Consider the following 13,192-nt stretch of genomic DNA (forward strand, 5'->3'; position numbering starts at 1 on the left):
GTCTGCACGGAAAACGTTGCGTCCGGAACCTCGAGCGGTGCGCGAGGCTCGTGGATTCCCCGTCGGCGGTTCCGATCGCCGAACGTCAACGACGTCAGTCCTGGACGGCCCAGCGGTCGGAGTAGGCTGTCCCGCACGTACACTGGGCGTAAGCGTGGACGACGTCGCCCTCGGCGTAGATGCCGCCGACCTCCTCGTTCTGTTCCTCGGCGAACGCGAAGACGAACTGGGCCTCGTGGTCGCCCTCCTCGCCCTCGGGTTCGTCCGGGCAGGTGCCACCGGCTAAGTCGTCGTCGATGATACCTTCGTGTTCCATCGCCAGCCTGGCGAACTCCATCGCCCCGGTGCCGGTCGCCGCTTTGAACGCGTTTCGGCCGCGTTCGCCGTCGATGACGATCAGGACGCCGCCGTCGACGGGGTCGCCGTACTCGGCGAGTCGGTCGTCGGAGACGTAGGAGTCGGCGAGAAAGAGCACCACGTCCTCCGGTCGTTCGCCGGCGAGAAACGCCTCACGTGCCTCGGTCATATCACGTTCGAGGAGGTCACGGGTGAAAAATGGCGCGCACTCGAGCGAGGGTCGGTGAACTCGAGTCGAGTGCAGTAAAAACGAAAACCGGTCGTTCGTCGATCAGTCGCCGTGCTGCGGTTCGTGTTCGAACGAACGCGCGCTCGAGCCGGCGTCGAGTCGCTCGGCCCACGTCGGGGAGACGGTCGGGGCCAGCGCGAAGAACGTGACGATGGACACGAGCAAGACGAGGGCGATGCTCGCGACGATGGCGATTGCGGTCGTCGGATCGGCGGACAGGAAGGCCAACATGGTGATCAGGTATCGATCGATCGTACGGAATCGGCTCATATGAGCGTTACTTTGTCCGGAAACCTTCGTTAATAATTGTGATTGTGGGGTGGTGTCAAAGAGCGTGGGAGAGCGACTCGAGGGGCCCCGCCTCTACTCCGATTGGGGCCTCCGACTGCTGGACAGCGCCGGTTCGGCCGACGCTACAGGAGGATGTCGACCGTGACGCACAGCCGCTGGACGGCCCAACCAGGCCTCCAGCCGTCGGACTGCCCAACAGACCTACAGCCGCTGGACGGCCCAGCCCAGACCTACAGCCGCTTGACGTCCCAGCTCAGGCCTACAGCCGCTGGACGGCCCCGATCGCCGCCGACAGCGACGGCGCTTCGAAGATTTCGCGGCCGACGTAGGCGTTCGTCCCAGCGCAGTAGATCGCTCGAGCGATGTCGATCACGTCCTCGTCGAGTGGCTGGGGCTCCCGATCGCAGAGGGACTTCCAGTCGGCGACGTCCTCGGCCCTGGCGCGTTCTTTCGCGTCGGTGACGGCGTCGACCCAGTCCGGCTGAGTCCGCTTGTGGTGCTGGCGAATGACCTCCTTCGAGAGTTGCACCCCCTCGTAGCTGAAGCGGTTCTCGTCGAACGTACCGACGACGTCGGCGACGCGAATCTCGCTCCGGTAGTAGAGACACTCGATCTTGCCGTCCTGGTGGATCAGTCCGGCCCTATCGGCCTGTTCGGTGATGGTGTGGTTGACTTCGCGGGCGAGCGCCTCGAGCGCCTCGATGTCGGCTTTCCCGGCGATGGCGTCGGCCTCCTCCCGGGAGAGGTAGCGATCGCCCTCCTCGTACTTGGTGGAGAACTCGACGATCGGCGTCTCGAGGTCGACCGCGCCCTCGGGCCAGGCGTCGAACTCGAGGCTGTGGTCTTCGGGATCGGTTCGTCGGCGAAGGCTCGAACCGATCGGGACCTCGTTTCGGAAGACGATCTCGAGGGGGATCAGGTAGTTCTCGCCGGCCTCGGCGTGGTAGGCGTCGTAGTCGTAGGTGCGCCCCTCGTGAGGCAGATCGGGCACCTGGGTGAGGTCGATCGCCATCTCGAACGGCGGGCGAGTGGCCTCCTCGAGGGGGACCACCGAGCCGTCCTCGACGACGCCCTGGTAGTGAGTCGGGACGCCGGCGTCCTGGAGCAGTTCGAAGTTGTACGCGCCCATCGTACAGAGGCTCGCACCCTTGTCGGGGATCTGATTGGGCATCTTCCCCCAGTCGAAGACGGAGTAGTCGTCGGTGAATACGAACGCGCCCGACCCCAGTTCGTCGGCGGTCGCTTCCTCGTCGATGCGGAACTCCTTGACGCTCGTCACGCGTGCCACCCCCGAACCGTAGGCAGGTTCGTCGGGCTGAATTTCCGGGCGCTCGTCGGTGCCGCCGTCGCGAATGTGTGCGTGGGTCCGGAGGGAGCCACTGGGCCGCCGTGCATACTCGAGATGCCAGTACGGGCGCCTAAAAGGTTTCAGTATCGATTCGAGTTCCGCTGTCTCGGCTATCTTCGACCCCGCTCCCCCGACTCCGCTTACTTCCTGTCGACCGACTTGCCGTCGAGGGCGTCGCGTTCGCGCGCACTCGAATCGCGCTCGCCTGGGTCGCCGTACCCGCCACCACCGGGCGTCTCGACGGTGACGGTGGTGCCGGCCTCGATGTCGACCGTCGTCTTCGCGGGAACCTCCTCGCCGTCGATCCGGTTCTCGCCCGTGGCACCGTCCGCGCCGCCCTTCGCGCCGCGGGGGGCGAGTCGTCGACGCTCGGTGAGCAGGGAGACCGTCGCGTCGACCCCGACGGTAATCGAGCGCTCGAGGCCGAGACCGCCACGATAGCGCCCGTCACCGCCGCTCCCCTCCCGGAGGGCGTAGCGCTCGACGCGCATTGGGTAGGCCGCCTCGAGGGCTTCGATCGGCGTGTTCAGCGTGTTGGTCATCCCGACCTGGATGCCGTCGACGCCGTCGCGGTCGGGCCGGGCGCCGAACCCGCCGCCGATGGTCTCGTAGTAGGTAAATCCGTCAGCACCGCGGCTTCCGATGATCAGGTTGTTCATCGTGCCCTGGCTCTGGGCGGGCACGCGCTCAGGGATGGCCTCGGCGAACGCCGAGAGCACCACGTCCGTCACGCGCTGGCTCGTCTCGACGTTGCCGCCGACGACGGCCGCCGGAGGAGTCGGGTCCAGGATCGACCCCTCTGGCGCACGCACGGTCACCGGTTGGTAGCAGCCGTCGTTCGGCGGAATATCCGGGTCCGTCACGGCCCTGAGGACGAAGTACACCGCGCTCCTGGCGACCGCCAGCGGCGCGTTCATGTTGCCGGCCACCTGGTCGGCCGTTCCCTCGAAGTCGACGTCTACCGTCGTCCCGTCGATCGTGACCGCCACCTGGAGGGGAATCTTCGACTCCTCGACGCCGTCGCCCTCGAGCCAGTCGCGTCCTCGATACACCCCGTCCGGAATTGCCTCGAGTTCGGCCTCGATTCGGTTCCTGGAGTACTCGATGACGCCGTCGAACGCTGCCTCGAGGGTCGCCCGTCCGCGTTCGGCGACGAGTTCGCGCACGCGGTCGCGGGCCCGGTCGGTCGCGGCGAGCTGGGCCCTGAGGTCCGCCCGGCGCTCGGCGAGGTTGCGGACGTTCGCGAGCACGAGTTCCAGCACGTTCGAATCGATCTCGCCGTCGACGACGAGCCGCGTCGGCGGCAGTCGCAGCCCCTCCTGGTAGATCTCGGTCGCCCCCGCGGGCATGCTTCCCGGGGTCATCCCGCCGACGTCGCCGTGGTGGGCTCGCGTGACCCCGTAGCCCAGGATCTCTCCGTCGACGTCGATCGGTGCGACGATCGTCACGTCCGGAAGGTGGGTTCCGCCGGTAAACGGATCGTTCAGGACGTACTCCTCGCCGGGCTCAGGGTCATGTTTGCGAACCGCCCGCACCGCCTCCGGCATCGCCCCGAGGTGGACCGGGATGTGCTCGGCCTGGGCGACCAGCCGACCCTCGGCGTCGAACAGCGCCGTCGAGCAGTCTCGCCGCTCCTTGATGTTCGGGGAGTAGGCCCCGTGGATCAACACGTGACCCATCTCCTCGGCGATACCCTCGAGCCGGTTCCGGAGCACCTCGAGGGTGACGGCGTCGAGGGTCACGGGCGCTCACCTCCGTTGGTCCCGGTTTCCTGACCGGGGCCGCGGTCACGCTCCAGGACGAGTTCGCCGTCGTCGCCCATCGAACCGGACCACCCCGGGGGAACGACCGTCGTGCTCTCTTCGTCCTCGAGGATGGTCGGCCCCTCGACGGTCGTTCCGGGAGCGACGGCGTCTCTGGCCAGAACCGCCGCCTCGCGGCGCTCGCCGTCGAAGAAGGCTGTTCGGGATCCGGGTGCGTCCTCGTCGTCTCTCTCGTCCCGTCCCTCGCCTCGTCCCTCGTACCGGATCGACGGCGCCTCGCGAATCGCACGGACCGTCACCCCGAGCGCGACCAGTTCGATCGGTTCGTCCATCCGGTAGCCGTAGGCACGCTCGTGGGCCGCGTCGAAGCGCTCGCGGACGGTCGCGATGTCGACCGGGTCGCTGACGCTCACCTCGAGTTCGAAGCTCTGGCCGGCGTACCGGAGGTCGGCGCGTCGCTCCACGACGGGGTCGCCGCCGGAGTCGACGTCCTGGAGCGCGTCGGCCGTCAGCTCGGCGTAGGTCTCTTCCATGACCTCGCGGTCGGCCGCCTCGAGCGGCGTCCGGTGGGTTCGAACCCGGTCGTGTTTCTCGTCGGCGTCGAGCAGGCCGTACGCCGAGAGCACCCCGCCGGCGAGGGGGATTACGACGCGATCCATCCCGAGTCGGTTGGCCACGGCGGCGGCGTGCATCGGTCCGGCGCCGCCGAAGGCCACGAGCCCGAACTCGCGAGGGTCGTGGCCGCGCTCGACGGTTACCGACCGGATGGCGCGAGTCATCGTCGCGTTCGCGACGCGGTAAACCCCGGCGGCGGCTTCGCAGGCAGACTCGAGCCCCGCCACATTGGCCAGTTTCGCGAGCGCGTCCTGGGCGGCGCCGACGTCGAGGGAGACCTCCCCACCTAAGCTGGCGTCCTGGCCGAGGTAGCCGAGGACGACGGCGGCGTCGGTGACGGTCGGCTCGGCCCCCCCGCGATTGTAACACGCGGGGCCGGGATCAGCGCCCGCTGATTCGGGGCCTACCCGAAGGGCGCCGCCGGCGTCGACCCACGCGATCGAGCCGCCGCCGGAGCCGACGGTCGTCACGTCGACCATCGGGGTTGCGATGGGGTGACCGGCGATCGTGGTGGAGGTGGTTCGGGCGACCTCGCCGTCACGGACGAGGCTCACGTCGCTCGATGTGCCGCCCATGTCGAAGGTAACGAGTCCTTCGAGGCCCGCATCTTCGACCGCGGCCTCGGCGGTCGCGGCCGCCCCGACGACACCCGCCGCCGGCCCCGAGAGCACCGTCGTCACCGCCCGTTCGCGGACCGCGTCGAGGTCCGCGATGCCGCCGTTGGACTGCATCACCTGCGGTTCCGGGAGCCCCGCGTCTCGAGCCCGCTCGACGAGCCGTCCGAGGTAGGTGTCGATCGCCGGGCGGACGGAGGCGTTCGCGACCGTCGTCGAGGTCCGTTCGTACTCCCGGAACGCCGGGAGCACCTCGTGGGAGGCCGAGACGGGCACCTCGAGTCGCTCCCGCAGTCGGTCCGCGACGGCGGCCTCGTTCGCGGGATCCGCGTACGCATGGAGGAACGAGACGGCCACGCTCTCGATCTCGCTTTCGTCCTCGATTTCTGCCCCAGCGAGTCGGTCGACCAGGTCGTCCACGTCCTCGAGGGCGACTGGATCGACGATACCTTCGGTCGTCGCCCGTTCCTCGAGTTCGAACCGACGGCGGCGAGGGACGAGCGGGTCGACCCGCTCGACCGAGAGGTCGTACAGCGACGGACGGTCCTGGCGACCGATCTCGAGGACGTCGCGAAACCCTTCCGTCGTGACCAGTGCGGTCGTCGCGCCGTCGCCCTCCAGGAGTGCGTTTACCGAGACCGTCATCGCGTGGGTGAACGTCTCGACGGACTCGGGCGGGAGCGCCGCCTTCTCACAGACTTTTTCGATCCCCGCGAGGACGCCCTCGCTCTGGTCGGTAGTCGAGGGGACCTTCGCGGTCGTCAGGCCGTCTTCGGTCGCCAGGACGACGTCGGTGAACGTGCCGCCGACGTCGACGCCGACGTGCGTCGTCGCGTCCATCACCGCACCCCCGTCGTCTCGGCCGATTCCGCGAAGGGCTCGTTCGGACTCATACCCGGTCTATACGAGACGACCTCAAAAAGCGTTGGCAGGCCCCTCCAGTCGTGTCGACGGTGCAGCCGAAGTGAAAGACAGTAGACAGTGGAATCAGCCACTTTCACCACGCTTTTCCTGCTCTGCCTCTATCGTACCGATGATGGAACCCCCCGTGACCGACGCCGATCTCGCCTTCGAGCACGTTCCCGAGACCGATCAGTCGTTCGAGAACGCCCTCGAGAAGGCGCGGAACGGGGCGCGACTCACGGTCGACGACGCCGTCGAGTTGCTCACGACGGGGACCGACTGCGAGGGGATCGACCGCCGGCGCAAGGAGCGGGTGCTCGAGGCGGCCGACCACCGCCGCCAGGACGTCGTCGGCGACGAGGTGACGTTCGTTGCCAACCTCAACAACAACGTCACGACCGCGTGCAACGTCGGCTGTCTCTTCTGTAACTTCAAGGACGCCGCCCACACCTTCGAGCGCGATTACGACGGCCTCGAGACGGCCGGGTTCACCAAGACGCCGGCTGAATCGCGCGAGACCGTCGCTGACGCCGTCGAGCGAGGGATCTACGAGGTGACCTCGGTCTCGGGACTCCACCCCGGATTCGCCCTCGACGACGAGCACCTCGAGATCCTCGAGGCCCACCCGGACCCGAAGGCGGTCAACTACAAACCGCCCGCCGCGTACGAAACGGACCCCGGCACCTACGCCGACCAGCTCGAGGCGATGAGCGTCGACGGCGTCCACGTCCACTCGATGACCCCCGAGGAGGGATACCACGCCCGGCGAGGGACCGACTGGTCCTACGAGGAGGTGTACGGACGACTGCAGGACGCTGGGCTGGATACCGTTCCAGGAACGGCCGCCGAAATCCTCGTCGACGAGGTTCGCGACGTCATCTGTCCCGGGAAAATTCGAACTGGCGACTGGCTCGAAGCCATGGAGGCCGCCGCGAACGTCGGCCTCGGCCTGACGGCGACGATCATGTACGGTCACGTGGAGAACGAGGCTCACCGCGCGATGCACCTGCAGGAAGTTCGCGACCTCCAGGAGCGTGTCGACGGCGCCATCACCGAGTTCGTGCCCCTCTCCTTTGTCCACCAGAACACGCCGCTGTACGAACACGGCGTCGTCTCGGGCGGGGCCAGCCGCGACGAGGACGAATTGATGATCGCCGTCTCGCGGCTCTTTCTCGACAATATCGACCACGTCCAGTCGTCGTGGGTCAAGTACGGCGACGAGGGCGGTCTGAAGATGCTCGCCTGCGGCGCCGACGACTTCATGGGGACGATCCTCTCCGAGGAGATCACGACCCGTGCCGGCGGCGAACACGGCGAGTTCCGATCCTTCGAGGACTACGTCGACCTCATCACCTCGATCGGTCGCGTGCCGGTCGAGCGCTCGACGGACTACCGGGAGCGGCGCGTGATCGACCCCGACGACCCACCGTTCGGGCCGCGACTGGGACCGAAGGCCAACGGGACGCCGCTGCTCGAGGACGAACGTGCCGCCGCTGGCGTGGAATCGATCTCGGAGTAATCGACTTTGGGGTAGGCCACAGCTATCAGGGGTCCCATGTGGCCATCGCTCGTACAGAATTATACTCTCTCGACTATACTATACATACTATAGTATAACTGGTTCGACGCTCGTGCGCCAATCGACCGCGAGCGACACTCGGGTTCGTGTGCGAGTCCCACGTCGAGCGAACGTCGGGAAGTCTATCACGGGCGCGCGAAAAGTGGTCGCGTATGAACCACCTCGTACCCGCCAGCGACGCCGAGAACCGCTGGCACCTGCCGAACCACGCTCACCTCGTCGTCTACGAGCGAGGCTCCGGCGAACGCGGTTTGCTCACGATCTACGACTGCGGGGCGGCCCAGAAACCGCCCTCGGCCCAGTTGCTCGGAACGCTCGAGGCCGTCGACGTGCGTGCCGAAACCGAGGCGACGCCGACGGGTCGAGTCGTCAGTCTGCGAGAGCCGAGCGTACTCGAGGCTCTGGACGGCGACCGGTATCGCATTCGGCAGCGATAAGCGAACGATCTGGGTCGACCTCGAGACGGCAACGAGGCCAGCTAGAAATCAAAAATCCCGAATACCGATACCGAATACCGAACCTGAATCACGAACCGCACGTTTCTTATCACCCCTGCACTACCACCCGAACGAATGGAACAGTCAGTCCTGCTCACGGGGGCTGGAGGCCGCGTCGGGACCGCGATCCTCGACGACCTCGCCAACGACTACGACTGGCGGCTGCTCGACCGCGAGCCGCTGACCGGTGAGTACGCCGAGGCCCACGACTGCGTCGTCGCCGACATCGTCGACGAGACGGCCGTCCGCGAGGCCATGGAGGGCGCCGACGTCGTCATCCACCTCGCTGGCGACCCGCGTCCGGAAGCCCCGTGGGACAGCGTATTGCGAAACAACATCGACGGCACCCAGACTGTCCTGGAGGCTGCCGTCGACGCCGGCGTCGAAAAGGTGGTCTTCGCCTCCTCGAACCACGCCGTCGGCGCCTTCGAAACCGACGAGCGGACCCCGGAGCTCTATCGCGTCCAGGACGAGTTCCGTTTGGATGGGACGGAACTCCCTCGCCCCGGCAACCTCTACGGCGTCTCGAAAGCCGCCGGAGAGACCCTCGGCCGGTACTACCACGACGAGTACGGCCTCTCGGTGTGTTGTGTCCGTATCGGGAACCTCACGAAGGACCACCCGCCCATCGATTACGAACGCGGGCAGGCGATGTGGCTCTCCTACCGGGACTGCGCCCACCTCTTCGACCGGACGATCGAGGCCGACTACGGCTACGAGATCGTCTACGGTATCTCGGACAACGACCGCAAGTACTACTCGCTCGAGCGCGCTCGCGATGTACTTGGGTACGAACCGCGGGACAACTCTGCGGCTCACGAGTAAGGCGGCGGTTACGAGCCGTCAGCTTCTACAGCGTTCACGTCCGCATTTAGAGCGCTTATATCCGCATCTGCAGCGCTTACATCCGCATCTGCAGCGCTTACATCCGCAAGAACTGGGCGTGTCGGGTCCCCTCGAGCTCGAGGACGTGCTCGGCCTCGACGAACCCGGCATCGATCGCCACCGATACGGTTTCTTCGCCGACCAGGTTGGCGACGCTCGCCCGTGAGAGGCCGTCGACGACGGCTTCCTCGTCGACCGCGTCGGCCCCCTCGCCGTAGAAGTCTTCGGTGACGGTCAGCGTGGCACGACCGTCCGCGGCCTCGAAGGACTCGCCGAGGACGTTCCGATCACAGACCGAGACGAGCAGGCCTTTAGGCGTCTGGCGCTCGACGAGTAACATCGGGCCATCGTCGGCACCCTCGTCAGCCTCACTGTCGGCATCTGCGTTCACTTCGTCGACATCTTCGCCCGTCGAAGCGTCAGCATCCGCGCTCACCTCGCCAACGTCCTCGCTGGGTACAGCCTCGGCGTTCCCACTCGAGTCGACGCTCTCCTCAAGGGCGTCCTCGCCCGATTCGACGTCATCGTCCGCGTCGGCGTTCGTCGACGTCACGATCACTCACGCATCTGCTCGCGCTCTTCGACCAGTTGCTGTTCGGCCTGCTCGCGCAGTTCGTTCGCCTCCTCGGCGAGCGCCTCGGCCTGCTCGTCTTCACCTAGTTCCTCGAGAATCCGGGCTTTCTCCTCGAGAACCGGCGCGTTGCGGAGTCCCAGCCTGATCGCGTTGTCGATGGAGTGGAGCGCATCCTCGGTGAGGCCCCGGTCGGCCAGAAAGAACGCTCGGTTGTACCAGCCCTCGGCGAAGCGGTCGTCGACCTCGACGGCCCGTTCGGCGTGGTCGAGGGCTTCGGCCGTCTCGCCGAACTCCCAGAGGGCGTAGGCCAGATTGGTGTGGGCGGTCGCGGTGTGTTCGGGCGAGGACCGATCGTACTCGCCGGCGTCCTCCTCGGCCTCGCGGGCGATGCGGAGGGCTTCGCGGTGGGCGCCGATGGCCTCGTCGTACTCCTCGAGTTCGGCGTGGGCGACCCCCTTGTTGACCCAGGCTTCCTGTTCCGTGGCGGGGTCGTCGGTGAACTGGGCGGCGCGCTCGAAGGCCTCGGTGGCCTGCTCGTAGCGGTTGATCTGCGTGTAGCTGAGTCCGACGTCGATCAGTTCCTGGGCGTCGACGTCCTCGCTTCCGATCTGGCGCTCGTCGAGCATGTCGGTGAGCGCCCGCGAGTCGATGGGGTCGACCCGCGAGGGATCGACGTCGAGTTCGGGCGGGTCGAGGTCGAACTCCTCGTAGGACTCGTCGAAGCCGGCCCCCTCTGAGAAGCGGTGCCTGCGGTCTGAATCCTCCTGGCGGTCGGTCATGCCTTCGAGTTGGGTAGCTGGCGGGTTAAGGCCTGCGCTCGGGTGACAATCGATTAGAAGACCGCCTCGAGTGGAGGCGAGGAATTCTCATGTATTAAGTACAGGCCCGCAATATTCGCGAGTATGCAAACGCTCCTGCTGGATAGCGAGGATGTCGACGAGAACGCGATGATGGCGGACGTCATCGGCGCGGTCGAGGACGCCTTCGCCGCCTACGAGCGCGGGGACGCACAGATGCCGGCGAAGTCCTACATCGACCTCCCCCAGTACAACGGGGACTTCCGGTCGATGCCCGCATACTTAGACGCGGGTAACTGGGACGCCGCCGGGCTAAAGTGGGTCAACGTCCACCCCGACAACCCTGCTGACCACGACCTGCCGACCGTAATGGGGACGATGATCTACTCCGACCCCGAAACTGCGTTCCCGCTCGCGGTGATGGACGGCACCGAACTCACGATGAAGCGTACCGGCGCGGCGGCCGCCGTCGCTACGGACTACCTGGCCGTCCAGGACGCGACGAGCCTGGGCATCGTCGGCGCCGGCGTCCAGTCGTACACCCAGCTCGACGCAATCGCCCAGATTCGTCCCATCGAGGAGGTCGTTGTCAGCGACCTGGACGACGAGCGTGTCCGGCGATTTATCGAGACCTACGGCGACGACTTCGACGTCCGCGAGGGATCGATCAGTGAGGCCGGTCACTGCGACGTGCTCTCGACGGTGACGCCCGTCGAGACGCCAATCGTCGGTCCCGACGACGTCGCCGAGCACACCCACATCAACGCGATGGGTGCCGACGCCGAGGGCAAGCACGAACTGGCCGACGACCTCCTCCGGGGTGCTCGTATCGTCATCGACGACCACAAGCAGTGCACTCACTCCGGCGAGATCAACGTCCCCTACAACGAGGGCGTCCTCACCGACGACGACATTTACGGCGAGATCGGCCAGCTCGTCGTCGGCGAGAAGACCGGCCGCGACGCCGATACGGGCGTCACCGTCTTCGACTCGACCGGCCTCGCTATCCAGGACGTCGCAGCCGCTCACGTCGTCTACGAGCAGGCCGCGAGCAACGAGAACGGCTCGCCGTTCGACCTCGTCGGCGTCCAGGAGTAGGCTCAAGTCGTTCTCGGAGGCTTCCACCGGACGATAGAGTCGGAGAATATCAATGTGATCGAATCCGATCGACCACAACGTCGCCATCGGCGGTAATTCTGATAACCCACTGCTCACCAGCCATTTCTACGTACCTTTCATCGAGCGATTCGACGTACTCATCACTCGTTTCAGAATCGACGGTCCCTCGAATCGTGTATTCACCAGGTGATTGTATCACGTCCTTCAAAACGTGGCGGGTAGGTTGATCGGAAGAAGCGGCGATCGAAATATTCTCAGAGTAGATCACGCTCGAGTTCTCGATGACTTGGACGGTCACGTCGTGATCGCTAGCGTGCCGGTTCTCGATCAGCAGGTTCGGCGGTCTTTCTTCAACCAGGCAATACGTCGGTGTTGGATCCCCCTTCGTACTGTCCGTATAACAAATTTCGTCCGACAGCGCAGATCCGTCCCCGCCGTTCGACGGTGAAATACCGCCGAGACACCCGGAAAAAGCAACCAGAATTACGGCAAAGAGAAGTACGGATCGACCCATGATACTGGTTATATTACCGTCATTAAATAGCTTCGGTACGGTAGCAGGTCGATTTTCTCGAATGAGATAAGGCGGATCTACTCGAGCAGTTCCGCGAACCCGAAGTTCGGTTTGACGTCCTCGACGCGAACCCGGACCGTCTCTCCCTCCTCGGTCCCGGCGACGAACAGCCGGTACCCCTCCACCGACGCGATACCGTCGCCCTCCGATCCCGTGTCGATAATCTCGACCTCGAGTTCCTCGCCCACCTCAACTGGTGCTGTCAGGCGTCCCTTGGCGAGCAAGTAAATCTCGGAGGAGGACTGCCGCGAGGCGTCGGGACTGGTCGCTCGAACGTACTGGAACTCCGCCTCGATGTCCGCCCGGAGGGCGTCCACGTCCGGCCCCTCGAACACCTTCACCGCGAAGTTGCCCCCCGTATCGAGCAACTCGAGGGCCGTCTCGAAGGCCATCCTGGCGAGGTGAAGCGAGCGCGCCTGGTCTAGCGAGTACTCCCCGGACATGTTCGGTGCCATGTCCGAGACGACGCAGTCGACGGGGCCGTCCGCGGCGTCCAGGACTCGCTTCAGGGTCTTTTCCTGGGTCATGTCGCCCCGGAGCGTTTCCGTGCGGTCGGCGAGTTCGGAATCATCGAGATCCTTGATCCGCTGAAGGTCGACGCCGATGACTCGTCCACGGGGGCCGACCTTCTCGGCGGCGACCTGGAGCCAGCCGCCGGGGGCCGCCCCGAGGTCGACGACGGTGTCGCCGCCCTCGATTAGCGACTCCAGGTCGTCGAGTTGTTTGAGTTTGTAGGCCGCTCTCGAGCGGTACCCCTGCTGTTTCGCGCGGTTGTAGTAGTCGTCTTTCCCTCGTCCCATCAGTCCCCACCTCGAGTCTCGACTCCTCGGTTCGCCGCACGTCCGAACGCCGGACAGTGGGCGCGATAGTCGGTCATGTTCTGGCAGACGCGCTCGAGGCGGTAAGGCTTGACGCAATCGATTCCGCCTCGAGCGGCGTGAAGGATGCGAGGCGGTTTTTCTGGAAGTTTACTCGTGGCAATAGACGCCATTCCTTCGTATGGATATTCGCCACTCGCGGATTGCTTGTGGCCAAAGACGCCAGGAC

At 65.8% G+C, this 13,192-nt stretch carries 13 protein-coding genes; 4 read left to right on the plus strand and 9 right to left on the minus strand.

The window, feature by feature from the left end:
• Positions 1–94 precede the first annotated feature (94 nt).
• The 5 genes from NGM15_RS13925 to NGM15_RS13945 form a co-directional block, all read right to left on the minus strand.
• Complete coding sequence (locus tag NGM15_RS13925) at positions 95–526, minus strand: DUF5807 family protein (protein ID WP_253432118.1); 432 nt, start codon at positions 524–526, stop codon at positions 95–97.
• Between the two features lie 102 nt (positions 527–628).
• Positions 629–856, minus strand: a complete 228-nt coding sequence (locus tag NGM15_RS13930) for a hypothetical protein (RefSeq protein WP_253432121.1) — start codon at positions 854–856, stop codon at positions 629–631.
• A 280-nt stretch (positions 857–1,136) separates the two neighbouring features.
• Positions 1,137–2,156, minus strand: coding sequence for a phosphoribosylaminoimidazolesuccinocarboxamide synthase (locus tag NGM15_RS13935; RefSeq protein WP_253432124.1), 1,020 nt, complete (start codon positions 2,154–2,156; stop codon positions 1,137–1,139).
• A 209-nt stretch (positions 2,157–2,365) separates the two neighbouring features.
• Positions 2,366–3,967, minus strand: coding sequence for a hydantoinase B/oxoprolinase family protein (locus tag NGM15_RS13940; RefSeq protein WP_253432127.1), 1,602 nt, complete (start codon positions 3,965–3,967; stop codon positions 2,366–2,368).
• Positions 3,964–6,057: a hydantoinase/oxoprolinase family protein gene (locus tag NGM15_RS13945; RefSeq protein ID WP_253432130.1), complete on the minus strand. Its 2,094-nt coding sequence runs from the start codon at positions 6,055–6,057 to the stop codon at positions 3,964–3,966. The genes NGM15_RS13940 and NGM15_RS13945 overlap by 4 nt, the downstream gene beginning before the upstream one ends.
• A gap of 196 nt (positions 6,058–6,253) precedes the next feature.
• Here NGM15_RS13945 and cofH point away from each other — a divergent pair, with 196 nt between their 5' ends.
• From cofH to azf, 3 genes are all read left to right on the plus strand, one after another.
• The gene (gene cofH / locus NGM15_RS13950; protein ID WP_253432133.1) at positions 6,254–7,639 is read left to right on the plus strand and encodes a 7,8-didemethyl-8-hydroxy-5-deazariboflavin synthase subunit CofH; all 1,386 of its coding nucleotides are present in this window, start codon (positions 6,254–6,256) and stop codon (positions 7,637–7,639) included.
• A 212-nt stretch (positions 7,640–7,851) separates the two neighbouring features.
• Complete coding sequence (locus tag NGM15_RS13955; RefSeq protein ID WP_253432136.1) at positions 7,852–8,136, plus strand: hypothetical protein; 285 nt, start codon at positions 7,852–7,854, stop codon at positions 8,134–8,136.
• A 135-nt stretch (positions 8,137–8,271) separates the two neighbouring features.
• Positions 8,272–9,021: an NAD-dependent glucose-6-phosphate dehydrogenase Azf gene (azf, locus tag NGM15_RS13960; RefSeq protein ID WP_253432138.1), complete on the plus strand. Its 750-nt coding sequence runs from the start codon at positions 8,272–8,274 to the stop codon at positions 9,019–9,021.
• A 97-nt stretch (positions 9,022–9,118) separates the two neighbouring features.
• On the opposite strand, the gene NGM15_RS13965 is transcribed toward azf, so the two are convergent.
• Together NGM15_RS13965 and NGM15_RS13970 are read right to left on the minus strand one after the other, a co-directional pair.
• The gene (locus NGM15_RS13965) at positions 9,119–9,421 is read right to left on the minus strand and encodes a DUF424 domain-containing protein (RefSeq protein ID WP_253438107.1); all 303 of its coding nucleotides are present in this window, start codon (positions 9,419–9,421) and stop codon (positions 9,119–9,121) included.
• A gap of 215 nt (positions 9,422–9,636) precedes the next feature.
• Positions 9,637–10,434, minus strand: coding sequence for a tetratricopeptide repeat protein (locus NGM15_RS13970; RefSeq protein ID WP_253432141.1), 798 nt, complete (start codon positions 10,432–10,434; stop codon positions 9,637–9,639).
• Between the two features lie 123 nt (positions 10,435–10,557).
• Here NGM15_RS13970 and NGM15_RS13975 point away from each other — a divergent pair, with 123 nt between their 5' ends.
• Positions 10,558–11,550, plus strand: coding sequence for an ornithine cyclodeaminase family protein (locus NGM15_RS13975; protein ID WP_253432144.1), 993 nt, complete (start codon positions 10,558–10,560; stop codon positions 11,548–11,550).
• A gap of 49 nt (positions 11,551–11,599) precedes the next feature.
• On the opposite strand, the gene NGM15_RS13980 is transcribed toward NGM15_RS13975, so the two are convergent.
• Together NGM15_RS13980 and NGM15_RS13985 are read right to left on the minus strand one after the other, a co-directional pair.
• The gene (locus tag NGM15_RS13980; protein ID WP_253432146.1) at positions 11,600–12,085 is read right to left on the minus strand and encodes a hypothetical protein; all 486 of its coding nucleotides are present in this window, start codon (positions 12,083–12,085) and stop codon (positions 11,600–11,602) included.
• A 77-nt stretch (positions 12,086–12,162) separates the two neighbouring features.
• Entirely contained in the window at positions 12,163–12,945 is a 783-nt protein-coding gene (locus NGM15_RS13985) for an RlmE family RNA methyltransferase (protein WP_253432149.1), read from the minus strand.
• Between the last annotated feature and the right edge of the window lie 247 nt (positions 12,946–13,192).

The sequence above is a fragment of the Natronosalvus halobius genome, assembly GCF_024138145.1.
Classification (GTDB): Archaea; Halobacteriota; Halobacteria; order Halobacteriales; family Natrialbaceae; genus Natronosalvus; species Natronosalvus halobius.

Bases quoted from the DNA above. Each gene is read 5' to 3' on its own strand.
- NGM15_RS13985 (WP_253432149.1), bottom strand. From the start codon at position 12,945: ATGGGACGAGGGAAAGACGACTACTACAACCGCGCGAAACAGCAGGGG.
- NGM15_RS13975 (WP_253432144.1), top strand. From the start codon at position 10,558: ATGCAAACGCTCCTGCTGGATAGCGAGGATGTCGACGAGAACGCGATG.
- NGM15_RS13930 (WP_253432121.1), bottom strand. From the start codon at position 856: ATGAGCCGATTCCGTACGATCGATCGATACCTGATCACCATGTTGGCC.
- cofH (WP_253432133.1), top strand. From the start codon at position 6,254: ATGGAACCCCCCGTGACCGACGCCGATCTCGCCTTCGAGCACGTTCCC.
- azf (WP_253432138.1), top strand. From the start codon at position 8,272: ATGGAACAGTCAGTCCTGCTCACGGGGGCTGGAGGCCGCGTCGGGACC.
- NGM15_RS13955 (WP_253432136.1), top strand. From the start codon at position 7,852: ATGAACCACCTCGTACCCGCCAGCGACGCCGAGAACCGCTGGCACCTG.
- NGM15_RS13945 (WP_253432130.1), bottom strand. From the start codon at position 6,057: ATGGACGCGACGACGCACGTCGGCGTCGACGTCGGCGGCACGTTCACC.
- NGM15_RS13970 (WP_253432141.1), bottom strand. From the start codon at position 10,434: ATGACCGACCGCCAGGAGGATTCAGACCGCAGGCACCGCTTCTCAGAG.
- NGM15_RS13965 (WP_253438107.1), bottom strand. From the start codon at position 9,421: ATGTTACTCGTCGAGCGCCAGACGCCTAAAGGCCTGCTCGTCTCGGTC.
- NGM15_RS13980 (WP_253432146.1), bottom strand. From the start codon at position 12,085: ATGGGTCGATCCGTACTTCTCTTTGCCGTAATTCTGGTTGCTTTTTCC.
- NGM15_RS13925 (WP_253432118.1), bottom strand. From the start codon at position 526: ATGACCGAGGCACGTGAGGCGTTTCTCGCCGGCGAACGACCGGAGGAC.